The organism is Streptomyces sp. CB01373, from assembly GCF_002803075.1.
Taxonomy (GTDB): Bacteria; Actinomycetota; Actinomycetes; order Streptomycetales; family Streptomycetaceae; genus Streptomyces.
Window position 1 is genome coordinate 42,918 of the sequence record NZ_NNBK01000007.1, and the last position, 24,614, is coordinate 67,531.

General features: G+C 69.4%; 18 protein-coding genes and 4 pseudogenes. 12 read left to right on the forward strand and 10 right to left on the reverse strand.

Translation table 11 applies throughout. The features are described 5' to 3' along the window. Positions 1-79: 79 nt before the first annotated feature. On the reverse strand, positions 80-901 hold the full coding sequence (locus CG719_RS12350) for a DUF427 domain-containing protein (RefSeq protein ID WP_100568636.1): 822 nt from the start codon (positions 899-901) through the stop codon (positions 80-82). Between the two features lie 540 nt (positions 902-1,441). On the opposite strand from CG719_RS12350, the gene CG719_RS12355 reads away from it, so the two are divergent. Then, the gene (locus CG719_RS12355) at positions 1,442-2,968 is read left to right on the forward strand and encodes a hypothetical protein (protein ID WP_100568637.1); all 1,527 of its coding nucleotides are present in this window, start codon (positions 1,442-1,444) and stop codon (positions 2,966-2,968) included. An 873-nt stretch (positions 2,969-3,841) separates the two neighbouring features. On the opposite strand, the gene CG719_RS12365 is transcribed toward CG719_RS12355, so the two are convergent. The 4 genes and pseudogenes from CG719_RS12365 to CG719_RS12380 form a co-directional block, all read right to left on the reverse strand. Beyond that, a complete protein-coding gene (locus tag CG719_RS12365) occupies positions 3,842-4,552 on the reverse strand; it encodes a DUF4232 domain-containing protein (RefSeq protein ID WP_100568862.1) in 711 nt (236 codons plus the stop codon). Between the two features lie 397 nt (positions 4,553-4,949). Beyond that, positions 4,950-5,432 (reverse strand): annotated as a pseudogene (locus CG719_RS12370) (hypothetical protein); the annotation flags it as partial. Between the two features lie 54 nt (positions 5,433-5,486). Further along, positions 5,487-5,926, reverse strand: a pseudogene (locus CG719_RS12375) (CGNR zinc finger domain-containing protein); the annotation flags it as partial. 183 nt (positions 5,927-6,109) lie between these two features. Next, positions 6,110-6,505, reverse strand: a complete 396-nt coding sequence (locus CG719_RS12380) for a cupin domain-containing protein (RefSeq protein ID WP_100568639.1) — start codon at positions 6,503-6,505, stop codon at positions 6,110-6,112. A gap of 52 nt (positions 6,506-6,557) precedes the next feature. Here CG719_RS12380 and CG719_RS12385 point away from each other — a divergent pair, with 52 nt between their 5' ends. Next, positions 6,558-7,550 carry a GlxA family transcriptional regulator gene (locus tag CG719_RS12385; protein ID WP_100568640.1) on the forward strand — a complete coding sequence of 331 codons (993 nt, stop codon included), beginning with the start codon at positions 6,558-6,560 and terminating at the stop codon, positions 7,548-7,550. Positions 7,551-7,846: 296 nt separating this feature from the next. On the opposite strand, the gene CG719_RS12390 is transcribed toward CG719_RS12385, so the two are convergent. Further along, on the reverse strand, positions 7,847-8,782 hold the full coding sequence (locus CG719_RS12390) for a LysR family transcriptional regulator (protein ID WP_100568641.1): 936 nt from the start codon (positions 8,780-8,782) through the stop codon (positions 7,847-7,849). Positions 8,783-9,354: 572 nt separating this feature from the next. Between CG719_RS12390 and CG719_RS12395 the strand changes: the two genes are divergently transcribed. The 5 genes and pseudogenes from CG719_RS12395 (at position 9,355) to CG719_RS12415 (ending at position 15,302) form a co-directional block, all read left to right on the forward strand. Then, entirely contained in the window at positions 9,355-9,630 is a 276-nt protein-coding gene (locus CG719_RS12395) for an SDR family NAD(P)-dependent oxidoreductase (protein ID WP_442802724.1), read from the forward strand. A gap of 88 nt (positions 9,631-9,718) precedes the next feature. After that, positions 9,719-11,158, forward strand: a pseudogene (locus CG719_RS12400) (aldehyde dehydrogenase family protein). Positions 11,159-11,401: 243 nt separating this feature from the next. Next, positions 11,402-11,689, forward strand: coding sequence for a hypothetical protein (locus CG719_RS12405; protein ID WP_100568863.1), 288 nt, complete (start codon positions 11,402-11,404; stop codon positions 11,687-11,689). Positions 11,690-11,969: 280 nt separating this feature from the next. Then, a complete protein-coding gene (locus CG719_RS12410; RefSeq protein WP_100568643.1) occupies positions 11,970-14,138 on the forward strand; it encodes a TerD family protein in 2,169 nt (722 codons plus the stop codon). Positions 14,139-14,411: 273 nt separating this feature from the next. After that, the gene (locus CG719_RS12415; protein ID WP_100568644.1) at positions 14,412-15,302 is read left to right on the forward strand and encodes an NAD-dependent protein deacetylase; all 891 of its coding nucleotides are present in this window, start codon (positions 14,412-14,414) and stop codon (positions 15,300-15,302) included. Positions 15,303-15,411: 109 nt separating this feature from the next. Here CG719_RS12415 and CG719_RS12420 read toward each other — a convergent pair whose 3' ends face one another. After that, complete coding sequence (locus tag CG719_RS12420; RefSeq protein WP_100568645.1) at positions 15,412-16,053, reverse strand: LysR substrate-binding domain-containing protein; 642 nt, start codon at positions 16,051-16,053, stop codon at positions 15,412-15,414. On the opposite strand from CG719_RS12420, the pseudogene CG719_RS12425 reads away from it, so the two are divergent. The 4 genes and pseudogenes from CG719_RS12425 to CG719_RS12440 all read left to right on the forward strand — a co-directional run. Beyond that, positions 16,025-16,339: pseudogene (locus CG719_RS12425) on the forward strand (diadenosine tetraphosphate hydrolase); the annotation flags it as partial. The gene CG719_RS12420 and the pseudogene CG719_RS12425 overlap by 29 nt on opposite strands. A gap of 134 nt (positions 16,340-16,473) precedes the next feature. Next, the gene (locus CG719_RS12430; RefSeq protein ID WP_100568646.1) at positions 16,474-17,046 is read left to right on the forward strand and encodes a TetR/AcrR family transcriptional regulator; all 573 of its coding nucleotides are present in this window, start codon (positions 16,474-16,476) and stop codon (positions 17,044-17,046) included. A 186-nt stretch (positions 17,047-17,232) separates the two neighbouring features. Beyond that, the gene (locus CG719_RS12435) at positions 17,233-17,634 is read left to right on the forward strand and encodes an ester cyclase (protein WP_159024857.1); all 402 of its coding nucleotides are present in this window, start codon (positions 17,233-17,235) and stop codon (positions 17,632-17,634) included. Positions 17,635-17,962: 328 nt separating this feature from the next. Beyond that, positions 17,963-18,925 (forward strand): SDR family NAD(P)-dependent oxidoreductase, encoded by a 963-nt coding sequence (locus CG719_RS12440; RefSeq protein WP_234375537.1) that lies wholly within the window; start codon positions 17,963-17,965, stop codon positions 18,923-18,925. Between the two features lie 291 nt (positions 18,926-19,216). On the opposite strand, the gene CG719_RS12445 is transcribed toward CG719_RS12440, so the two are convergent. From CG719_RS12445 to tap, 3 genes are all read right to left on the reverse strand, one after another. Next, positions 19,217-19,759: an MOSC domain-containing protein gene (locus CG719_RS12445; RefSeq protein WP_100568649.1), complete on the reverse strand. Its 543-nt coding sequence runs from the start codon at positions 19,757-19,759 to the stop codon at positions 19,217-19,219. Between the two features lie 165 nt (positions 19,760-19,924). After that, a complete protein-coding gene (tpg, locus tag CG719_RS12450) occupies positions 19,925-20,482 on the reverse strand; it encodes a telomere-protecting terminal protein Tpg (RefSeq protein WP_100568650.1) in 558 nt (185 codons plus the stop codon). A 9-nt stretch (positions 20,483-20,491) separates the two neighbouring features. Next, entirely contained in the window at positions 20,492-22,702 is a 2,211-nt protein-coding gene (tap, locus tag CG719_RS12455; RefSeq protein ID WP_100568651.1) for a telomere-associated protein Tap, read from the reverse strand. Positions 22,703-23,173: 471 nt separating this feature from the next. Here tap and CG719_RS12460 point away from each other — a divergent pair, with 471 nt between their 5' ends. Continuing rightward, positions 23,174-24,610 carry an arsenate reductase/protein-tyrosine-phosphatase family protein gene (locus CG719_RS12460; protein WP_159024858.1) on the forward strand — a complete coding sequence of 479 codons (1,437 nt, stop codon included), beginning with the start codon at positions 23,174-23,176 and terminating at the stop codon, positions 24,608-24,610. Positions 24,611-24,614: the final 4 nt, after the last annotated feature.

A 24,614-nucleotide genomic window follows, 5' to 3' on the forward strand; every position in this document is an offset into this window, starting at 1 on the left:
CAGCTCGGCGGATGACTTCGGCAGGCGGATCGCAGAGCGATCGGCGGTGGAGCCGGCCGAACCGTTCACGTCGACAGCTTCAGTCGCGGCTCCCCTTCAGCATCCGGCTGAACGGCGTGGCCGGGCGCTCCAGGCGCTCGCCGTCGAGAGTGATGTCGACGGCCTCGTTGAAGAAGGCCAGCCGCCCCTGGATCACCGCCACCGCGGGCAACGGCTCGGGGTAGCTCCAAAGGATGTTGGGCGGCACCTCGCCCCCGCCGCGCCAGGACCAGTACTCGGCGGTGCCCTTGTAGGGGCAGCCGGTGTGGTGGTCGGTGGCGTCGAACAGGTCGAGGCGGACGTCCTCGAGGGGGAGGTAGTAGCGGGTGGGCAGGGCCGTCTCGAAGAGCAGGACGGGGGCTCGGGTGTCAGCGACGGTCTGCCCGTCGATCTCGACCCGCACGTGCCGGCTGCTGGGCAGCGCGTCCACGCGTTTGTGCGGGTCGCGGGGGTGGATGAAGATCTCCTCGTCCTCCTCGTACCAGTGGTCGAGGCCCGTGTCGCTGCGCTGGAACCACTCGAAGGCGATGTGGCCGGCCAGGTCCTCGGCGGGGAACGTCCAGGCCGCGTTGTCGCGCACCTCGCCGTCGGCGTCGAGGTCGTAGAAGACCCGGGAGCCGGTGTGCTTGCCGGTGGGCGGGTTCTTTGCCGGCCGGAGGAGGTCCGTGCGGACGTCCTCGCGCGGGAAGGCGTACTGCGGCACGGGCAGGTGGGGTTCCCAGACGAGCACCGGGTGCCGGCTGTCGACGACGGTGACGTCACCCTTGCGGCCGCGCACCCAGCGCTCGCTGGGCTCCCACTGGAGTCCTTCGGGGGTGGTCCTGATCGAACGGGCGGCGGGGTGGGCCTGGTGGGTGGCCATGGCCGGTGCTCCTTCCAGAGGTCCGGATGCCGGTTTCTCTCCACGGTCCCACGATGCCGTGACGGGTGACGGGTGACGGGGCCTTCGCGGGCCGTATCCCGCGCAAGCCCCGCCGGTCAGGCGCGGCAGTAGCAGCGCAGGTACTCGCCGGTCGGAGGTCTCGGACTTCAGCAGATCTCACGGGGCGCCGGTGAAGACCACCTCGCCGCCGTGCTTGCCGCCATCCGGACCCATGTCTGCCTGATCCGGCGGACCGGGAGCGGTGGCTGCGGCTGAACGAGATCGCGCTGCCGGCGGCTGTCCCGGCCACCTGGCCGCGTTCCTATGCCGTTGGGGGGCGTTTCGGGATGTTGCCGGAATGGAGATCAGCGGTACGCCAGGGGCCTGGCGCATCACCGTGCGTAGTCTGATTCGGCAGGCATGGACGACCCACCGCTGGGGCGAACGCACGAAGCGCCGACCATGACCGCACCCCTGTCCGAACGGCCTCCTACAGAGGCCGCGAGTCCGCTGTCAGTGGACGGTGTTACTTTCTGTGACATGACCGATCACGCGCTACGGCTGCTGCGGCAGGACCGCCGCCTGGCCGAACTGGCCGCCTTCCCCTTCGACTTCGACCTTGACCGTGCCACCCACGGCCATGTCGAGGAGGTTCGCCTCGCCTCGGGCGGACCGCTGGAGACGGTAGCCGGGGACGATACCGGGGGTACGTACTTCGTGTGCGCGGACGGCTCGGTGCTCTACGCCGACTCGGAGGGCGCCGCGGGGATCATCGGCTCCAGTGTCGACGAGACCCTGGAGCTCGTGATCGGCCTGCCCGGCTGGCGCGGCTACACACGTCTGTCGCCAGACGATGGCGAGGAGAAGATCCTGGCGTGCGTCGCGGAGACCGAGGACGAGATCCGTGAGTACCACGGAATCGACGAGGAGCGGGCCGAGCTCCGTGCGGCGCTGGGCTTCCCGAAACGCTCCCCGGTCGAGCTGATGGGCAGGCTGCGTGCCGCGCTGCTGCGCACCGAGCCGGAGTTCGTACTGCTCAACGCGGATGAGGGGTGCGCGTACGACCGGATAGGCCCGGCCGGTCCCCCGCTGTGGGAGTCAGTGCTCGCGGCGGGCCGCGCCGATCTCGCCTGGCTGCGGGAGGGCGACCGCACGGCATGGCGTGAAGTCGCCGAGGACCCGATGCGGCGCCGGATCACCCTGCGGGCCGCGCAGTTCGACCGCGCCGAGGGCGATCTGGAGCTGCTGCGGCATCTGCTGCGGCACGAGACACGGTCATCGATGACGGACGAACTGCGGCTCGCGGCCGTGCTGGTGGGGCTGCGCGGAGAGACCGGAGATCTGCCGCTGCTGCTTGAGGTCCGGGAAACGGACTTCGACACGGCGTGCGGCCTGGGCGATATGCCGGAACCGGGAGCGAGCGCGGACGAGTTGCAACAGTGGGCGCGGGCGCTCGACGAGTCGATGTTCGGGACGGACCCGTCGGACGAGCCGGTCTGCACATGGACCCGCCTGGCGCGGGACCAGGGAATGACGGACCTCGCGCGGGTGACGCTGATCCGCGAACTCGACACCATCTTCATGGACCAGAGCAGACTCCGTCGCCCCGAGGCGCCCAGCACCCTGGCCACGGCTCCGCTGAGCGGGCTCGCCCGAGACTTCGAGGAACTCGGCGACCTTCCCCAGGCGCTGCGCGCCCAGCGCCTGTACGCCGCCGTTCAGGAGACGGCATGGGACCGGGCCTCGGCCCGGCACACCCTGGCCCGCCTGGAGCGAGAGGCGGGCCGGCTGCCGCAGGCAGCGGACAGCCTGGCCGCCGTGCGCGATGCCCTGGCCACCCCGGGCGACGAATCACTGCGCTACTGGCAGCAGGTCAACCTCGGTCGCTACATCGCCGAAGAGCACTACCGGCTCACCCTCGCCCTGGCTGACGCGGGCCGCCCCGAGGAGACCCGTGCCCTCCTCACGGCCGCCGACGCCATACTCGGCGAGCTCTCGGAGAACGCCGCGAACGGCATCCGCGAGCTCGCCGAGCGGACCGCTACGAGAGTGCGGGAGGTCAGCTGAGGACGGCACGGCTGGGGCGGTCCGCCAGGAAGCAGTGGGGCGCGGCGGGCCAGGTAGTCGGTCTGTCCGGCAGCAGGTGCTGTTCAACAGAGCGATCGAGCCGATCCAGGTAGATGTTCGACAGGGTCGGGGAGTCCACGCCACCATGCGATGCACCGCTGCGCGTGGCGTTCCACCGCCAGTTCTCCAAATACCCGGCCTTGAGCATCTGCCGGATCAGCCGCAGAAACCCATGTGCCGGGCCTGCTGCGTGTCCGAGCTGTATCTCCTGTCGGTGGAAGCCTGGCCGTGGCATGCGGTCCATCAGAAGTCCCGCCCAGGCGCCCCGGCAGCGAGGCCCGAGGCCGTCGTCGTTCTCCCCTTCAGGACGAAGTCCTGGCCGTCGGCGTCACCGCCGTGCGACGCGCCATTCCGCGGACCTTTCCAACTCGTGTGCCGCGGCGCCGAGCGGATCGGGTGGTACTCGGGGTCGGGCGCTCGCTGAGCCGGTACACAGGCCTTTGGCCGGGTTTCGACAGGGACGGTGCATCGCGAGGCGGAGGACGCGACGGCACGCTATGGCGGCGAGTTCCATGCCGGTCGCGCCGCGAGCTCAGGTGGTGCGGTGGGGGTTGTGGTCGGCAAGTACCTGCTGGACGTGGGCCACAGGCAGGCAGCACCAGACCGGGTCGGTATCACCGGCGGCGGCGCGCGTCTGGTCCAGACGGTCGAAGACTCCGGGGAACTGTCGCTCGGCCTGCCGTTACAGCTGCGCCGATCTCAGAGGCGAGACCGGCCGCTGCCACGGCCTTGCTGGCGACCGTAATCGTCGACGGGGCGTTTCGGCGAGCTCGACGTGCTGGAAGCGGTGAGGCGTCACCGGCCGACGGGCCGTCAGAAGTCGTACGGCTTCTTGGTGCTCCAGTTCAGCACGTCGGCTTCGTTCCAGCTGAACTGCGGCTTCTGGCCCTTGGTGTCGACGGAGTAGAAGGGGCCGTTGTGACCGTCCGCGCCGCGCAGCGCGATGGCGAACGAGTGCGCCGTGTGGTTCTTCGAGCCGTAGTCAAAGAGGTTCACCGCGCTGTATGCCTTGCCTCCGGGCCGGAGCGTGATGTGCTTGTCGCCGCCCGGGTTGTCCTTCTTCGAGTGCGGCAGTGCGGCGCCGTCGATGTCGTCGCCGAGCTTCACGGCCGGGTACGAGGTGACCCAGCATGGCTTGGCGCCCTCGTTCGACGCGGTGACCAGCAGGTGGTCGCCCTGCTGACCGGCGAACCGGTGCACCGCGGTGACCAGCATCTCGTCTCCGCGGCACGGCTGGGCGCCGGACGTTGTGCCCTTGCTCGCGACCTCGTCCATCTCGCCCGAGGCAGTCGCCGAGCGCGTCCCCTCCTTGGTGTCACCACCGCTGTTGGCCTGCTCCGCGCTGCCCTTGCCGTCCCCGTTGGACGCGGACCGGCTCTGCGCGGTACCAGCGGCGTGGTCGCCGCCCGCCGCCTTCGAACCGTCGTCGGCGCCGCCGCAGGCGGTCAGGCCCAGTGCCAGCGCGGCGGTAACGGCGGCCAGGGTGGCGGAACGGGCGGTACGGCGGGCATGGTGCGTGGTCATGATGAGCTCCCCCATTGTCTGTCGGGACGCGGCATCTCCCCCTGCTCCCGCAGGGCGACCGACCGCATCGGCTGTTTCGCTGCACCCCATGAGATGACGCCGGGTCGGGCGTAGTTCACTCCGTTCTGTCCGCATTCGGTAACAAGGCAAGTGGGCTCAAACCCACCGGTGTTCACGCCGTGCCCGTCAGCGGTGCAAGGGGAGGCCACCAGGCGCTCCCGCACCGTCTGCGGAACGGTTCGCCAGCGGGAGCGGGGAGTCTGTGGTGAAGACCGCTGCGCCGAGCGGCGGCGGAGAATTTCCGAAGGTTGCCGGCCGCTGCCGATCCGGCTACGTCCCGTTCAACGCCATGACGTGCGGCGCCTCGTCACACGACGACGCGGAGGTTGCGGGCCACTTACACGTCCGGGCCTCCGAAGCCAACGATGTCGACGCACCCGTCACCAGTGACGTCGGCGAGGAAGCGGGGGTGGCGGTCGACCCACCAGGCGCCGGCGTCATCGTTCCACCCGAACCCGCGGCACACCAGCTGGGCTTGCTCGAGCCGGCCGTCGCCGCGGTTGTGCGACGTCCAGACCCCCTCGTCGCCGAAGCCAACGACGTCCGGGGTGTCGTCGACCGTGACGTCGGCGAGGAAGCGGAGGTGCTTCCTGCCCGTCCACCTCTGCGCGAGCCCGAAGTCGTTCAGGACGAGCTGGGACGGCTCGAACGTGCCGTCACCGCGCCCGCATGAGACGACGACTCCCTGCGGGCCGAACCCGACGATGTCCACTCCCCCGGCCACCGGCGGTCGCCACCAGGAGGCACGGGTGTTCCTCCACCGAGCTCCACCATGGGCGACCCCGAAGTCATCGAGGGCGTACAACGGCTCGGCGAACGCCTTCGCAGCTATTCCAAGCTGAATGATCTGCGGCGCGGGCATCAGGGGCGGCGGTCAGGACGGGGTGGGACCGCCATCGGCGGCCATGCGTTGACGTCGGTAGTGGCGCGCTGCTCGGGCACGGTTTCCACATGAAGGTTCGCACCATTCCTGCCGCCCATGGCTCTTGACGAAGTAGCGCACGCAGCGTGGCGCGGAGCAGGCCCGCAGTTGGGCGCGCTGCGGGCCGCTCAGGAAGTCGATGGCGACGCGGGCCAAGGCCGCCACAAGTTGAACCTCTGGATCTCTCTCCGCAGACAGCAGACGGGCTGTGGGGACGCCGTCCGGCGGCCAGTCCATCTACGGGACGACCGTTTCACGGGCGGCAACCGTGTTGAGGTGGGCCAATGCCTGGTCGGCTGGCATCAATTGGCGGGCGTCCGCCGAGCTGGGGGGAGCGGGACCGACCGCCGGGCGAAGAAGGCCCAGACCGCCCGCCGCAGTTCGGTGATCTCATTCTTGAGGTCCTTGTCACCCAGTTACGGGCCGACGGATCGACCTGTGTGACGAGGACGTGGCCCGCCTCTCGCTGTTTGTCCGGCATCACGTCAACATGCTGGGCCGGTATTCCTTTCAGCTCCCCGACGTGCCCGACCCGGTGACGGGCTGTTGGCGTGGGTAGCCCGAGGTCTGCCGGCTCAGGTACCGAGTGCGTGCCCGGTCGTTGAGTCCACGTGGTCCGGGATCTCGTCGTGGCGATCGCCCACGGTCGGTGTCCCGGTGGGCTCGAACATGAGGATTGCGGCGCCGGACGGAGCGTACGGCTTGTGCTCTGTCCCTCGGGGGACGGTGAAGACCGCCCCCTGTGGGAGCAGGACCGTGCGCTCCCCGTCGGGCTCGCGCAAGGAGATGTGCAGCTCGCCGTCGAGTACCAGGAAGAACTCGTCGGTGTCGTCGTGGACGTGCCAAATATGTTCGCCCTCGACCTTGGCGATGCGGACGTCGTAGTCATTGACGCGCGTGACGATGCGGGGGCTCCACAGTGCCTCGAATGAGGCCAGAGCCTTGCGGAGGAGGATGGGTTCGCTACTCATGGGCTCATCCTGAGCCGTCTCGCACGACAGCCGTGAGTGCTAGGAATTGCACATGGCGAAAGCATCCTCGCACGCAGCTCACACGGCGGGCGCACACCGGGTCGTCGTGATCGTGGACGAGAACTCGAACCCCTTCGAGCTCGGCTGTGCGACCGAAATCTTCGGTCTACGCAGACCGGAGGTCGGCCGTGATCTCTACGACTTCAGGCTCTGCTCCCCCGAGCCCCGCACCCCGATGCGAGACGGATTCTTCACGCTCACAGGAGTCGCCGATCTGGAAGCAGCCGACGCGGCGGACACCTTGATCGTCCCAAATCGCCCGGACATCGAGCTGCCCCACCGTCCCGCCGTGCTCGATGCCGTCCGCCGGGCGCACGCACGCGGTGCGCGCCTGGTCGGCTTCTGCAGCGGCGCCTTCACACTCGCCGAGGCCGGAGTCCTCGACGGGCGACGGGCCACAGCTCACTGGCAGTGGGCGGATTCCTTCCGGTTCCGTTTCCCCTCTGTTCGGCTCGAATCAGACGTGCTGTTCGTGGATGACGGTGACATCCTCACCGCCGCAGGGAGTGCTGCCGCGCTCGATCTTGGGTTGCATGTGGTCCGCCGCGACTACGGCGCGGAGGTCGCCAACGCTGTGAGCCGGCGACTGGTCTTCGCGGCGCACCGGGACGGTGGGCAGCGGCAGTTCGTGGAGCGTCCCATGCCCGACCTGCCGGACCAGTCCCTGGCACCCGTCCTGGCCTGGGCCCAGGAACGGTTGGACTCACCGCTCAGTGTGTCCGACCTTGCGGCGCGTGCGGCGGTCAGTCCGGCAACACTGCATCGCCGCTTCCAAGCGCAACTGGGCACGACGCCGTTGACGTGGCTCACGGGGGAACGGCTTGCCCTGGCGTGCCGGTTGATCGAGCGAGGCGAGTCCCATTTCGAGGCGGTCGCGCGGCGCAGCGGGCTTGGCACCGCCGCCAATCTGCGCACGCTGATGCGCCGCGAGATCGGCATCACGCCGTCCGCATACAAGCGCCGGTTCGGGCCGGAGGCGAATTGACAGCGGGCGGCCCCTTCCGGCGAACCACGAAAATATGCTTCATCGTCGGCCATCGCCAGGGGCAAGAAGGCTGGTCAGCTCGGCGATACACCGGCCCACGGTTGCGGGTTCAAGTTTGATCACCGTTCGGACATTGCACGGCGGCACGACCATTCGTCGCGGCCAGGGCTACTTGGGGCGTGTCACTGCTCCGCTCGCACTCCACCGGGCCGTGCTGGGGCAGCGCGCTGCCCTCGCCGGCGACGGCTCCACCCCGGCCGGACGCACGGCGTACCGCGCGTATGCCACGGTGGCGTTCAGCGCGGGATCGCCCAGCCCGGCACCCAGGTCCCGGCAACGTTGCGGACGGCCGCTGTGGCGGCGAGGTGGGTGCGGAGGGTGGCCAGCGCTGGGTGGGGGTTGTCGCGGTGCCAGAGGAGCGAGTGCGGGTAGACGGGCGTCGGGTCGGTCACCGGGATGCGGCGCAGGCCGTGGCCGGCGGGCCAGACGAGGCGGGAGTCCGCGCCCATGAAGGTGGCCAGGGCCGGGGTGTCGGCGATGGTGTCGAGGAGCGCGTCGGAGCCGAAGTTGGGGCCGGTCGCCTCGATGGTCAGGCCGAACTCGGCGACGAGGTCGTCGTAGTAGGCGGTCCACTCGGTGCCGGGGACGATCCCGGGCATCCAGATCCGGTGCCCGGTGAGCTGAGCGACGGTCACCGAGCGGGCGCCCGCCAGCGCGTGAGCGGGGCCGGTAAGGAGTTGGAGGTTCTCGTCGAGCACCCGGACAGACTTGACGTCCTCGGGAAGGGGATGCCCGGGCGCGGCGACGGCGCGGAAGGACGCGTCGATCGCACCGGAGCGGATGGCGGCGACGGCCTTGTCGATGTCGAAGAGCATCACCACGTCGAGGTCGATCTCGGGGTGCGCGCGGTGGAAGCCGCGCATCAGCGCTGACTGCGCGCTGCGCGAAGCGATCACGTCGACGCGCAGCGGTCGGCGCCCGGCGTGCACGGAGTCGACCGCGCGCTCGGCCACGCGCAGCAGCTCGCGCGCGTGCGGCAGGAATGCCTGTCCGTCGATGGTGAGCTGGGCGCCGCGCGCGGTGCGGGTGAACAGCCGCACACCGAGGTCGCGCTCCAGCACGGCGATGCGCTTGGAGACGGCCTGCTGGGTGACGGCCAGCTCGGCGGCGGCTACCTGGAACTGCCCCGAGTCGGCGGCGGCGACAAAGGTCCGGACGGCGGTGAGGTCCATGCCGACACCGTATATCCACAACTGCTGGTTGTGGGGATATGGTCTCGTGGTTGTTTGAGCAGCGGCGATGGTGCTCGATTGATGATTCTTCTAGCGGATTGGTTGTGCTGGGAGGAAGGGCGCCGGCGCGCGAAGCAGGCACCGGCTGGGGCGGCGGTTCGGGTGGCTCTGGCGGCGTACGGGACAAGCGCGCTGGGCATATGGCTCACTTTCGGCGCGTTACCGGTTGAGCGGCGGCCAGGACCAACCACGTGCACTGTGACCAGACCGACGGCCAGGCGGGTAGTCGACCGGCTGCGGGCGGGGCCGCCCCGCCCACCCCGGTGGGCGGGGCGATCACCAGCGCGGGGACGGTTGGCTGTGGCCGCGCGATCGGCTCCCGCGGGTCCGCAGTCACAAGATCGTGGGGCGCCCGCAGGAGAGGGGGCGTGGTGCACCCATGTTCGCGCGGTCTTCTTGCCTGATTCCCGAGGGCGAAGACTCGGCTCGTCGACAACCTTCGGCAAGTCTGATCATCCTGGGGATGGTTCCATGAGCGCATCTCTCATCGCCGCCGACCAAGCAAGATCGCACTGAACACCGGAGCATCCAGCGGTATCGGTGAGGCCACCGCCCGTCATCCGGCGGCTGCCGGTCATCACATGGTCGTCGAGGCCCGTCGCACGGACCGGCTCGCCATGTTGGCTGAGCGCGGTGGGGCCGCTGACGCCCAGGGTGCCGCGCGTGCTGTCACCGAGCAGATCGGGCTGTCGGCGTCAGCGGTCGCAGAGGCGGTGGGCTACGCCGTCGCGCAGCCCGCCGGGGTGGACGTGAGCGAGATCGTGCTCCGCCCCACCGCGCAGAGCTGACCCCCGTACTCGCCGGGCCCGCGACCCGCTTACTTTCTCTCTTTCCTTCGCGCCCGGCCGGGCGCGAAGGCCTGAATACGGAGTTCACATGTCACACAACCCCGGCGCCCTTGGGGCGTTCACGCTCACCATCGGAGGCCGTTCGGCGGTCGGTGGATCGACCTTCGATGTCATCAACCCGGCGACCGGCCGGGTGGTGGCGGCCGCTCCCGACTGCACGCGTGAGCAGTTGGACGAGGCGGTCGCGGCGGCGCGGGCCGCGTTCCCGGCCTGGGCCGCCCTGGCGGTGGCGGAGCGTCGGCGGTAACTGCTGTCGATGGCGGACGCAGTGGATGCACATACGCAGGAGCTGGCGGGCCTGGTCGTGCTGGAGCAGGGCAAACCCACGCCGGTCGCCGTCGCGGAGGTCGCCGGGCTGGCGCTGTGGCTGCGGCAGACGGCTGGGCTGGAACTGTCGGAGACGGTGAATCAGGACGACGCGGAGCGGCTGTCGGTGACCCGGCGCCTGCCGCTGGGGGTGGTGGCGGCGATCACTCCGTGGAACTACCCGGTCGGGCAGGTGTCGTTCAAGCTCGGTCCGGCGCTGCTGGCGGGCAACACGGTGGTGCTCAAGCCGTCGGCGTTCACACCGCTGGCGAACCTGCGGCTGGGCGAGGTGTGGCGGGACCTGCTGCCGGCCGGCGTGGTGAACGTGGTGGCCGGCAGCGGGGGCCTGGGCTCATGGGTGACCGAGCACCCGGGCTTCGACAAGATCAGCTTCACCGGGTCGACGCAGACGGGCCGCAAGGTGATGGCGAGCGCGGCACAGCGCCTGGCCCGGGTCACCCTCGAACTCGGTGGGAACGACGCCGCGATCGTACTGCCGGACGTGGATGTGAAGGAGGTGGCGCCCCAGCTGTTCTGGGCGGCGTTCGCCAACAGCGGGCAGATCTGCCTGGCGGCCAAGCGGCTGTACGTGCACGAGGACGTGTACGACGACCTGGCGCGCGAGCTGGTGCGGTTGGCCGAGCACGCGCGGGTCGGCAACCCGTCCGAGGGCGAGGTCGACCTCGGACCGGTGTCCAACCAGCGGCAGTACGAGACGGTGGTCTCGCTGCTGCGCGACTGCCGAGACCACGGTTACCGGTTCCTGGCGGGCGGGCTGCCCGAAGACGGGGACGGGGGCTGGTTCATGGCGCCGACGCTGGTGGACAACCCGCCCGAGTCTTCGCGGATCGTGCGCGAGGAGCAGTTCGGCCCGGTGCTGCCGCTGCTGAAGTACCGCGACGTGGACGATGCGGTGAAGCGGGCGAACGCCGGCGAGTACGCGCTGGGCGCGTCGGTGTGGGCCGGTGATCCGGAGGCCGGGCAGGAAGTGGCCGCACGGCTGGAGGCCGGCACGGTGTGGGTGAACGAGGTGATGCAGCTGGATCCGCTGGTCCCGTTCGGTGGCCGGAAGCAGTCGGGAATCGGAGTGGAGAGCGGGTTGGCCGGCCTGCTGGAGTTCACCGAGCCACAGACTCTGAGCGTGCGGCGGTCCCGGCGTTGACGACTGCGGCGCCGCGGATGTGAGCGGGTGCGGCGGGGCAGGCTCTGGTGTGCCCCGCTCAGCCGTGTGTTCCGCATCGTCGCGCCGGCGACACCCGTCAGTGCGGCCTGTCGGGTGCGGCCCCCGGCCAGGGTGAGCACCATCCGGCGCGAGCACTCCCTGCGGGCCATCACGATGCGCCGCTACCATCCGGGCCGGGCCGGTGGCGACCGACTGCAGCGACTCGCGTGGGATCATCTGTCCATGAGCAGCGACCTGGAAGTGAGTGCTCTGGCGATCAATGTCACGATCCCGCAGGCACTCCGCTGGACGGACACTCGACGCGGTGAAGCGTTCACGCTGACCACACTCAACGTCCGGCTTCTCCCGGACGGTCGCCTCGCCGCAAAGGCCTATGGCCGACCAGTCGCTGGGGGGCGGGGCGCATACGTCTCGTTTCCTGTCCCCGACAAGCCCGAACTGGCGGCCCTGATCGCTGGCGCTGCCAGCCGTGCCGGGGCATTGTGGGCCGCCCATCGCGGTCTCGACTGAGCTTGGTTCGGCTCGAAGACGGACGGCGGGAGTCCCGGACTTCGCCCTCGGGACGTGGCCTGGGAGCGTAGTCCTTCTTGCGTGACGCGCGGGCAACTGACGGCTGCGGAGTGGGAGTTCACCGGGCCGTATCTGCCGATCGGTGAGTACGGTCCGCATCCCGAGTGGCGCCGGTGAGTCGATCGCGCGGACATGCTCCCAGCGGCCGACCCACACCGCGTCGGAGCGCGTACAGAAAACTCCTGTGCGTCGGTTCGCCCACTTCTGCGATTATCCCCGAATGGCGCACCGTCTCGAATCGCTGGTCATCCGGCACACCCACCGCCTTTCCCCTCAGGGCTCCGCCGGGGAAGGAGCCGCCGTCGCACGGCAGTTCGACGCGGCGTTGACATCGGTGGGCTTCAAGCTCTCGGCGGAGCTGCTGGAGCGGCTGTCGGGGCTTTCCGAGGCTGCCGTCGTGCACACCGCCAAGCGGACGCTGAGCACCGTGAGCGAGATGGTGGGCGACCACGTGCGGCACAACTCGTACTTCATCGACTTTCCGGCGAACGTGCCGGACACCGAAGAGTTCTGGATGCGGTGTGTGACGAAGGTGCTCGGCGACGACAAGTCGCGTGAGAACGTGCTGACGCAGCTGGCACACGGGGTGTTGGACCTGCTCAGCCTCCCCACGTACGGCCGCTACCAGCACACTTACGAGGAGATGCTCGCGGCGCAGGACGAGCTGATCGCCTCGGCGGGCGACCGGGTGACCGTCCTGCATCTCGGGCGGGACCTGGACGACGAACTCACGGACCTGTACCTGTCCTTGGCGGGCAGCACGACGCCGCTGGGGGAGGACCACCTGCGCGACCTCAAGATGCTCGCCGAGCGGTGTGCGCTCGGCCCCCAGCCGGAGTCGATCCCGGTCCGGGAGAACCGGGCGGTCGTCAACGAGGCCCGTCTCGCTGTCGGCGCGGATCTCCTGCTGGACACCGTCATTGATGTGCTGCGGCTGGCCTGCGCACTGTCGGGCGGCGACGTGACGCTGCAGGAGCCGACCCGGTTCCGGGGTTTCTCGCGGCCGGTCCGCCGTGCGCTGCTCGCGGGCCTCGATGCCGTGGTCGCGGCGAACCCCGCGAAGCTGGCCGATGCGCACGCGCACCGCGAGCCTTTCAAGCGGCTCGGTGAGCGTCTCCACCCGCACGAGTACCCGCGCTGGCCGCACGCCGCCGATGTGTTCGCCGTGGCGCGGGGCGAGAAGGAGGCGCGGTCCTTCGACAGCCGTGTCGGTAAACTGCTCGACGAGTCCGACGTGCTCGGTGCGGTGCAGCTGCTGAAGTCCGCGCCCGGCAAGCTGTTCCGTGCCCTGGACCTCCTGCTGCGTATCGCCGCCGACCAGGAGGAGCGGGACGCGGTGGTGGCCGCCGCGGTGCGAGTCGCTCCCGAGGTCTCCGGCCGGGTCGTGCTTTCGGTCCGCGAGCACTTCCAGAACCGGGAGCAGGAGACCGACAAATCGCGGGTCTTCGTCAACCGCCGGGGCCGCGGCTGGGTCATCCCCGACGTCCGGCCGCCGGTCACCGCCGCCGACCGCGATCGTCTGATCGCCGCCCTCGACGCCGAGATGCGCCGCAGGCTCCCGGCACCGGGCCGGCTGCTGCTCGACCCCGACGTCCTCGACGTGGCGCTCCCGCTCAGCGGCAGGGCGACCGCGGCAGGGCTCGGCGTACTGCCGCGAGGCTCGGTGTCGGCGGTCGACGGCGAACAACTGCGCTTCTTCGTGTACTGGAAGGAGACCGAGAAAAGGACCGACTACGACCTCTCAGCGTTGCTTCTCCACGCCGACTACAGCGCCGACTACTGGCTCTCCTACACATCCCTGACAGGTGTCGGGGGCGAGCACTCGGGCGATGTCACCGAGGCGCCCGACGGTGCCTCGGAATTCATCAACCTGTCCCTGGACCGGGTACGCAGCGCGTACATCGTTCCGCAGGTCAACATCTACGCCGGCGAAGGCTTCGAGGAGGTCGAGGAGTCGTTCTTCGGTTTCATGCTGCGCGATGGTGAGCAGAAGGGCCGTCCGTTCGAGCCGCGCACGGTGCGTATGAAGTCGGAGCTTCGCGGGGCGGGTCGAGTGGCGCTGCCGCTGGTGTTCCGACGCGAGGACGACGGCCGGTGGAGCGCGAAGTGGCTGCATCTGTATCTGAAGGGCATCTCGTCGGCCAACCGGGTCGAGGAGAATCAGTTGTCGGTGTCCAAGGTGGTGCGCGCCGTCGTGGAGCGCGAGCATCTGACAGTGCGCTACCTGATCGACCTGATGGCCGGCGACACCACGGCCGTCGACGTGTGGGACGGCGAGCCGGTCCCGGACGAGCCCGTGATGTACATCGGTCTCGAACGACCCGAGGGGCTGCACCCGGACTCTCAAATCATCACCCTCGAAAATCTGCGCGACTTGATCCCGGGCTGAGTGCTAGCGTTGCCCGTGGCGAGGCCATGAAGGGGCTTCCTTCTCCATTCACTTTCCCTGAAAACAAGTTCTTTCGCTTTCCTCGCCCTCGACGTCGCTCCGGGCGGCACCCGCGCTCACCGCGCGAGTGCCGCCCGAGCCGTTTGCAGGGCCGGTATCGCTGTTCAACGAAACGGCCAGAGGCGTTCCGCGCCGGTCGCTCGCACACCCGAGCCGACGACGCCATCGACGGCGGAAGCGGGCACCGGCAGCCTGTTCCGTACCCTGGCGGGTATGCGCATGCGCCCCACGATGACTTGGACCCCTGCCGAGGACCTACCGCCCGGCACCACGGATCCGGAGCCGGTCGTCGATGCCCTGGGCACCGGCGGGGTGCTGATACTCAGCGGGGCGGGCCTCTCCACGGAGTCGGGCATCCCCGACTACCGGGGCGAGGGCGGCAGCCTGAGCCGGCACACCCCGATGACCTACCAGGACTTCACCGCCGGCGCCCAGGCCCGGCGCCGTTACTGGGCGCGCAGCCACCTTGGATGGCGCACCTTCGGCCGCGCCCGCCCCAATGCCGGGCACCGGGCCGTGGCCGCGTTCGGGCGGCATGGCCTGCTCTCGGGCGTGATCACCCAGAACGTCGACGGCCTGCACCAGGCCGCCGGCAGCGGGGACGTCGTGGAACTCCACGGAAGCCTGGACCGGGTTGTCTGCCTTTCCTGCGGCGCCTTCAGCCCGCGCCGCGAACTCGCCCGGCGGCTGGAGGAGGCCAACCTGGGCTTCGAGCCGGTGGCCGCCGGCATCAACCCGGACGGTGACGCCGACCTCACCGACGAACAGGTCGGGGATTTCCGCGTGGTGCCCTGCACGATCTGCGGCGGCATCCTCAAACCGGACGTGGTGTTCTTCGGCGAAGCGGTTCCGCCGCGGCGGGTCGAGCACTGCCGCGAGCTGGTCCGTGAGGCGGCTTCGCTGCTGGTCCTGGGCTCCTCACTGACGGTGATGTCCGGGCTCAGGTTCGTCCGCCAGGCGGCCCAGGCCGGGAAGCCGGTACTGATCGTCAACCGGGACCCGACCCGGGGCGACCGGCACGCCCTCACCCGCATCGCGCTCCCCCTGGGAGCGGCCCTCACCACGGTCGCCGATCGACTGGACATTCCCGTCGACGACCTGTGATCCACGCCGTGGCCGCCTTGACCGAATTCCTGCGTCCGCCATTTCGCATGCGTCAGGACCGGGCATTCGTCCGCATGCGGGAAGCCCCGCCTTTGCCTCGTGCCGGTGGTCAGACGTACATCGGCCCCTTGTCGATGAGCTCGGCCAGCCGGCAGGTGAGTTCCTGGATGAGCACGGACGGGCCGGATTCCGTCCGCCATACGAGCCCGAGTTCGACGCCTGGCCCGGTGTCACGCATGGGCACCACGGTCAGGCCGGGCTGGGCGAAGATCTGGGCGGCCACGCCGGTCGTCCCGATCAGTGTCACGCCGTGACCGTGGTGAACCAGTTGAGCGAGGCGTACGAGGTCAGGGTCGGGCAGCTGCTCGACCACGGCCCCGGCTCCGGCTCCGGTCAGCCATCGGGTCATCCGCTCCAGCGTCGCCGGCTGGACGGCGGAGGTGACCATGAGTACCCGCCGGGCCGCCAAGTCGTCCACGGTGATGTCGGTGCGCTGTGCGAGTTCGTCGTCGGCAGGGACCACGGTGCCGAACTCGTAGCGCGCCAGTGGCATCACCCGCAGGCCCGGTTCCTCCACGGGCAGGTGCGCCACGGTCAGGTCGAGCTCTCGGGCACGCAGTGCTGCGAGGAGATCCACCGATGCCGCGAACTCGATGGCCACGGGGATGTCCGGCTGGAGCTCGGCAAGCAGGGCGGCGACCTGGTCGGCGACGGTCGAGGGGGCCATGCGGCTGGGGTTTCTGTCCGACATGGACCGACTCGGGTGAGCGGGCCTGCCGGCGGCTGGACCCCGATTTCCGCCGGGTCAACCTGGAGATCCTTGGCAACACGGACCGTTCTTGCACGTCCATGTCTGGCCGCGGTTCGACTGGGAGTCGGCCGAGCTGGTGAGCAAGCCGGTGTGGCTGTATCCGCGTGAGGGGTGGAGTGACGAGCAGTTCAGGCTGGGCCCACGGCACGATGTGCTGCGGGAAGCGATCGGCCGCGAGCTGGACCAATTGTGCTCGATGCCTGAGGGTGTGGGCCCGCCGACCTGACGGTCGGCCGTTTCTCCCCCGCATCGTCGCTGGTGCGGGAGGTTCCTGCACTGTGTCATGCTGCCGCGCGGCCGCATGATCGTCGAACGGAACGGGGAGGACGTGAACCAGACGTCTGGATTTATCCTCTCACCATGGCTTACGACTCCTCCGCAACGCGTGCGCGCCTACTCGAAGCCGCTCACGGCGAGTTCGTCACTCATGGGCTCGCCGGTGCCCGTGTCGAACGGATCGCCAAGGCAGCTCCGGCCAACAAGCAGGCAATCTACGCCTACTTCGGCTCCAAGGACGACCTCTTCGATGCCGTGCTCGATGCACGCCTGAAGATCCTGGCCGATGTGGCGCCATTCACCCCGGGCGACCTGCCGGCGTATGCGGGCGCGCTCTTCGACGCCTTCATCGCGGACCCCGACCTGATCCGGCTCACACAGTGGAAGACGCTTGAACGTCCCGAAGCCTCCCCCGGGGAACTGGAGGCCCACCTTTCCAAGGCCCAGGCCATCGCCGACGCCTACGGCGCGGACCTCGAAGCCGCGATGGACGCTTTGATGATCGCACTGTCCGCAGCACAGGCATGGCTGGCAACGCCTCCCGCCATTCGCAATCCGCGGCAGGCAGACGAGACCACCAGACGGCGGCGGCACCGTGCTGCCGTCGTCGCCGCGACCGCCGCCATGGCCGAGCAACTTCCGGCCGCCACAGACTGAGACACCTGTCCAGGAACCACTGCCGCAAGAGCCGCGCACCGCCTCGTACGGCCACGGACGTGGCACCTCCGGCCTGATAGGCAGCACACGACCACCCCAAAGCAACCATCCGGTTGTTTTAATGAGAGAGGCGCGCTACATTGCAAACAACTGGTTGGATTCAAATCGGAGCCAAGGAGATACGCCGTGGACCCCAAGACCGTCGTCAGGAACTTCTGGACGGACTACGAGAAGGGCGACCTGGAGAGCACCTGGGACCAGTACATCGCCGCAGACCTGACCATCCACCCCTCGTCCGGGTTCGAGTTCACCCGCCAGAGCTGGCTCGAGGCGGAACAGGCCCTTTTCGCGGCCTTCACCGACGTCCACGTCGAGGTCCTCGATCAGGTCGCCGAAGGCGACAAGGTCGCCACTCGGTGGGCGCTCACCGCCCGCCAGACCGGCGAGTTCTTCGGGGTGCCGTCCGCAGGACGCAGCGGCAGGCTCACTGGCACCACCGTCGACGTCGTCCGGGACGGCAAGATCGCCGAGCACTGGGGCGAGGTCGGCGTCCCGCACTTCCTGCATCAGCTCGGCGGTGCGGCATGACGGCCAGGCGATTCCAGGGAGCCCTCGGCACCCTGGTTGACGATGCCGATCACAGCCGACTCCAACGGCCGACCACCGAGGTCACCTGACCCATCGGCAACAGCTTCGCCGAGACCGCCGCGGAGCTTTCGGCCCCCGGCACAACCCCGCACACCTTCGCAGAACCCGCCCCCCTGGCGCACCCCAGGGCAACGACACCTTGCCCCAGACCATGGGCGTCCGCACCGGCCACCACCGTTGCACCCCGCCGGCTGGAAGGCCGCCTTCCGCGCATTCACCCCGCACGTCCTGCGGGACTCTCAACGGACCAGCATCAGGAGCCCTTCTCGTGTCTGAAACCACCCTCATCCCCTACGGAGCCACGTCCACAGCCCTGGAGGTCCTCGCGGGCGTCGACCTGAGCGGCCGGCGCGCGGTCGTCACTGGCGGTTCGTCGGGCATCGGCCTGGAAACCGCCCTGGCGCTCGCCGGTACGGGCGCCGAGGTCACCCTGGCCGTGCGGGACACCAAAGCCGGCGCGCACGCCGCCGAACGCATTCGCCAGGACGCCGGCAGCGGCAACGTATACGTCGCCCACCTCGACCTCGACGACTTGAACAGTGTCCGCGCGTTCGCCGGCGACTGGAACGGCCCGCTGCACATCCTGGTCAACAACGCCGGCATCATGGCCCTGCCCGAACTGACGCGCACCACACAGGGATGGGAGAAGCAGTACGCGGTCAACGTACTGGGCCACGCCCTGCTCACGCTCAGACTCCACGGCGCGCTGCGCGCGGCCGGTGGTGCCCGCGTCGTCACCGTCGCCTCCTCCGCGCACCTGATGGCACCGGTCGACTTCGCCGACATCCACTTCACCCGTCGTCCCTACGAGCCGTGGACGGCTTACGGCCAGTCGAAGTCGGCAGCGATCCTGTTCACCGTAGCCCTGGCCGGCAAGTGGGCGGCCGACGGCATCAACGCCAACGCCCTGCACCCCGGCGGCATCATGACCAACCCCCAGCGCCATCTCAGCGCCGACCAGTTGCGCTTCGTCGGCGCCACCGACGAGCAGGGCAACAAGCTGCAGGTACCCCCGGGCTGGAAAACTCCCCAGCAGGGGGCCGCCACCTCAGCACTCCTGGCGGCCTCCCCGCTCACCGAGGGCCTCACAGGCCGCTACTTCGAGGACTGCCAGGAAGCCGAACTGCAGCCCGCCCCGGCCCCCGGCAAGACCGGAGTGGCCGCCTGGGCCATCGACCAGAACGCCGCCGAACACCTGTGGAAGAACATCACCTCCGAACTCGGCCTCTGACGGGCTGACCCGCGATCGAGGTTGGGTCGTGCCGGCCTGACAGTTCGGCTCGCGGGTGATTCGGCAGACCGCCGCGCGGACGTGTACCGACTCGGTGCTCGGCCGGCGGCGGCAGGCCCGTAAGGCGGTGCGGTCGGAGACCAGGCCGGCGATGGCTCAGTGGATCTCAACGTAGTTCTCGCAACGGCCGGTGTGTCGCAGCAGTGGTCGCCCCTGTCGACGTCCTCCGGCCTCCTGGGCGGGGCCGAGACCCGCGGCCATCGATACGTCACGACCTGCTCAACAAGGAGGTCAGACCCGGTCGAGGGGCCGATGCGGCTCGTCCGGGAGCTCCACTGTGATCGTGTCGCCGGGACGCACCACGCCGCCCGCCCGGACGACGCTCATGATCCCGGCCTTACGCACGATGTTCCCGGCCTCGTCGCGGCCGACGACCTGCTTCAGCAAGCCGTCCTGGAATTTGTCGATCTGCAGGCAGGGATTACGCAGGCCGGTGACCTCCACGATCGCCTCGTCGCCGATGCGCAGCAGTGTCCCGACGGGCAGGCCGAGCAAGTCGATGCCGCTCGTGGTGATGTTCTCGCCGAGTTCGCCGGGCGCCACCTTGAATCCCTCTTCGCCGACTTCGGTGAAGAGCTCCTCGTGAATGAGGTGGACTTGGCGCAGGTTCGGCTGGGTGGGATCCTGCGCGACACGCGAGCGGTGCTTGACCGTGACGCCGGCGTGCACGTCCCCCTCCACCCCGAGCCCGGCGAGCAACGCGATGCTGGCCCGGTTGGGCTTGGTGAACGAGTACTCGTTGTTGCTGCTGACCGCTGTGACCGTCCCGCTCATCCCGCGGACCCCCTGTTCGGTAGCGATGATTCACCACGAGCCTAGTCCGCGGCCCGCGGCCCGCAGGATCCCTGCGATCAACCGCGGGGAAGGCCGCAAGTAGCTCGCCGTTCACTACGGGCATGCCCTGGCAGCCAAGCTGTTGCAGCGACAGGGGCGCGGCTGTTACAGGTCGAACTCGAGGTGCTCGATGTCGGTGAAGCGGACCTCCTCCAGCTGGCCGGCGCGGCGGCCGTTGTCCTGGAAGTACACCTCCTTGAGCGCTTCGGCGGCGATCTCCCTCAGCTGCTGGTCGGTGGCGCCGGCCTCCTGGGCGGCGAAGAGGCGGGCGGCGTAGCGGGGCGGCAGGGCGACGGTCAGGTGCCGGATGCGGTCCTGGTCCGTCGACCCGATCGGCGCGGTGTAGCCGAGGCGGGCGCGGGTGTCGATGACGATGCCGCCGGTGGTGGCCGCCTTCTGCCGGGCCTTGGCCCGGATCTGCGGTTGCCAGCGCTTCTTCACCTCGTGTTCCAGGCGTGCGGCGAGGTCGGCGCGGGGCTTTTTGATCTGGTCCTTCACGTACCGCTCGACGGTGCGCTGGGAGATCCGCAGCATCTGGGCGACGGCCTTGGTGGTCTTGAGCTGCCTGACCAGGTACCGCATCTGCGCGGGCGCGCTCTTGGGTGTCGGGCGGGTAAAGGCTTTTTGCACCGCGGTGTCCAGGCCGTCCCCGAACAGGGTCATCGCCTACTCCTACTCTCCGTTGTCGACGTCGGTGACGGTGCCGTCCTTGATGTACCGGGCGAGGTTGAGTTCCGGGGCGTTGAACCGCTCGCGGACCTCTTCGCCCCACAGGACGGTCTGGGTGCCCTCGTGCTTGACCAGGCCGGGGTTGATGCCGAGCTTGAAGCCGCCGGGCAGCGGCTTGCCCTCCCGGTAGGGCAGGAAGTCCAGCGGGCCGGTGCCGTCGACCGCGTACACGACACAGTCGGACAGGACGGCGACCGGGTACTGCCCGGTGAACACCGCATGCTTGACGATCTTCCGATGGAAGTTGATCCGGGTGCGGGAGATGACCGCCGCGCGGATGTCCGGCCGCCACGTGGGCCGGGACAGCGCCCGCCACGGCTCACCGGGTCGCCAGCCCTCACCCCGGGGCCGCTCGCGCAGCTTGCCCAGGCCGCCCTTGACCGTCGCCTTGACCGCGTCCACGACGATCGCCAGCTGCGGATCGCGGCCGCGCCAGCCATGCATCGCCGCGAGGAAGTCGGCCGGTGCCATGTCCGCGTGCACACCGAGGTCGGCCATCGTGGCGAGGAAGGCGTCACGCAGCCGGTTGTACCAGGCATCCAGGTAGCGGCCGTTGTCGTAGCGCACCCACGCCTCGATCGGCGTGACGTCGTAGCCGAGCTCCACCGCGTACGCCACTGTGGGAGTCGCGTACCAGGCCGGGCCCTCGGGCCGCTCACCCCTCGGCGTGAACGGGCTCGGCAACAGGCTCGCGTCCAGGTCCACCCACGTGTCCTTGCCGACCCTCACCCGGGACAGGTCGACATGGGACAGGTCGACCAGCCAGCTACCCGGGAGCTTCGGATCGAACGCCGGCGCCTTCACGTGCGTCGGCTCGCCCAGGCCGACGACCAGGCCGTTGGCTCCGGCTGCGAAGGCCATGTTGACGTCGATGCCGACCAGATTGCGGTGCATGCATTCGGCGTCGGTGAGTGGGCGCGCCCAGTCGAAGGCCTCCTCGAACAGCTTCTCGCCCGGACCGCGGACGTGGAAGCGCGGCAGGTTTTTGAGCAGCGGGTGCCCGTCGGGGGCCTCGCACGGCGCCGGGTCGACCGGCTGCTCGCCCAGCGAGCCCGGCGTCTTGGTCTCCGACTTCCTGAAGCCGCCGGTGCCCTCGTCACGGACGGCGTGAGTCGGCGGGTGCAGCGCGGTCATCAACTCCAGGCCGGTCACGGCGGTGGAGCCGCGCGGCGTCATCACCCGGGACGCGTACACACCCAGGACCCGGACCAGGTCCGCCGGCCCCAGCTGCGCGGCCCCGCCCCAGTGACGGGAGTCGAGCGCATGCCACGACGGGATGCACAGCTGCACGCAGGCCCGCTCCGATCCCTGCGCCGGGCGGTAGATCCTCGCCCACGGCCCGAACCCGCGCTTCGTCAGCTTCCACTCCGCGCGGACCAACTGCTTGACGACCTTGTGTCCCTCCGGGATCCGCCCGGCGAGCCGCTCTTCATCGGTGAGGGTGACCGGCAGGCCGTAGCGCTTCAGCGCCGCCTCGGTGAGCACGATCAGCGGGTCGGCGTCCTTGCCCGGCCCGGACAGCTTGGGCTGACCGAGCCGCGCCTCCTTGAGCGTCCACTCCACCAGGGCCGGGATGCTCTTGGCGGGCACGTCCAGGACCAGACCGCCGACACAGTACGCCAGCACCTGCCCGTCTTCGACGTCGACGACGGCGAGCGGCCCGTTCTCGAACCTCGCATCGGTGCCGCCCACCGGGGTGTCGGCGGGGGCGGCCTTCTTCGCGGCCGGGCGGCGCGACGTCGACGACGGCCCGGCGGTGCGCGCCGGACGGGGCGCGGCCTGCGGAGCAGCGGGGGCGGGAGTCCGAGTGTTCTCGGAGCCGGGCATGCCCGCGGTCTCGGAGGGCGGGGCTGCGGACAGTGGTCGCGCTTCCGGCGCCGGGGCGGCCGCCTCCTCAGCCGCAGAGGCCGTCGGGTAGAGCTCCGCGAGGTGCTTCAACAGCCGTGCGTACGCCTCACGTTCCGGGCCCCGCGGCTCGGTCCGAGTCTTGCTGGACTCCCAGCCGGACACCGTGGCCCGGCGCACCTTCAGCGCGGCGGCCACTTCGTCCAGTGTCAGGCCGTGTGCCTGGCGCAGCCGCTTGCGCTCCTCCGGCGGCGGCAGCGGGGAACGGGACGCGACCAAGGCGTCGACCGCGTCGAACAACTCGGACATGAAACACCTCCTGACCGACACCCTAACCCAATAACCGTACACATTGCGCACTTTTGCCGTACGGGACGCGTACGGAGGTAAGTCCCGTCCCCGTCGCTGTCCGTATCCCCGGCCACCAGGTCTGCGGTGTTCGCCCTGCGGCGCCGCGGCGCCCGCCATGGAGTGCTCCCCCACGCACCTGCGCACTTCGCTCCTGCGCTGGCTGCAGGCAGCCGTGGACGGTACGATTTTGAGAAAAGTCAACGCGATTGCCTGCGCGCTTTTCGTGAGCCATTGATGTGCACAACATCTCTCGGTGAATGCCGACACGCTCAAAAATCCTGAACAGCACGCAGATTCATTCGGGTCGGATTTCAGACCAGACGTGCCAATCCCGAACGTGCGGCGTTAGCAACTTGACGTTCGACCAGCAATGGGACTCACATGGGCTGGCTAACCTTCGGATACTTCGTATCGTATATTCCCTACGCCATGCTGGTGAAGGCACTGGCCAGTGGCGTGACTCCGCTGTCGCCCCAGCCGATCAGTGGCTACGAGATGCTGCCCGCATCCGTCCTCGGGCAGATCGCCGCGATGATGGCCTTCCTGGGCGTGTCGGGTCGGTGGCGACACATGCGCCGGAGCGGGATCGGCGGGCGCCGGATTCCGACGGCGGGGCGGGAGACGCTGGCTGCCGGCTTCTTCACCTCGCTCATCATCGGCGCCACCACGATGAATTACACTTTCGCCGGCGTCTCGATCCTCTTCATGCTGTTGATGATGCGGGGCGGAGTTCTCATTCTCTCCCCCTTGATCGACAGAGCGGGCAATCGTCCGGTCATGAAACATTCCTGGTTGGCACTGTTCCTCAGCGTGGTAGCGGTTTCGGTGGCTCTCGGTGATGTGAACAGTTATCACCTCACGCCGACCGCTGTTCTGAGTGTCCTCATTTACCTCGTCGGCTACCTGGGCCGGTTCAAAATCATGGGTCGCGTCGCCAAGAACGGGATTGTCGCGACGGACCGGCGATTCTTCGTGGAGGAGCATGTCGCGGCACCGGTCTGGCTGGCCGTGCTCCTGGGCGCGGGAGCGCTGGCCGGGCAACCGCAACTGGGCGCGGGTTTCACCACGTTCCTGGGTACTCCGGCCGCGTTGGGGGCAGCGGGGATAGGAGTGGTCTACGAGGTGCTGTTCGTCTTCGCTTCGATGATCTACCTCGACCGGCGCGAATACACCTGGGGTGTGCCGGCCTGGGCGTTCGCCAGCTTGATGTCCGGCCTGGTCGCCTCCTTCTCGCTCGCATGGCTGGCCGGGCTCCCGCCTCCCGGGAGCAGCCAGCTGATCGCGCTGGTGTTCGGGGTCGGCGCCGCCGCGGCCCTGTCCTGCCCGTCGGCCGTCCTCTGGTGGCGCACCCGCGGCACCGGCGCGGCGTACCGGGTGCTGTTCGTCTGCGGTGGGAACACGTGCCGCTCGCCCATGGCGGAGGTCATCGCATGGGCCGAAGCCGCGGAGGCGGGGATCGCACACGCCTTCCGGTTCTCCAGCGCGGGACTGGCGACGCCGATGCCCGCGCGGGCGATGGCTCCTGGCGCCCGGTCCGCGCTTGCCGAACTCGGCCTGCGACGTGTGCCGGGCCGGGGAAATCCCCGCCGTCACCGTGCTCGTTCGGTCACCCTGGAACTGTGCCGGGTCAGCTCCGTCATCTACTGCATGACCCGGGCCCATCGGGACAGGGTGATCGCCATGGCGCCCGAAGCCGAGGAGCGTACCCTCCGGCTGGATCCGAACCATGACATCCCGGATCCGGAGGGGCAGCCTCCGGAGGCGTACCGTCGGTGCGCCGAGCACATCCAGCGTTCCGTGCGCGGCCGCCTGTGCGAACTCGCCGAGTCCTCCGGCGCTTGCGGCACCACTCCGGGACAGGGGTGAGGCA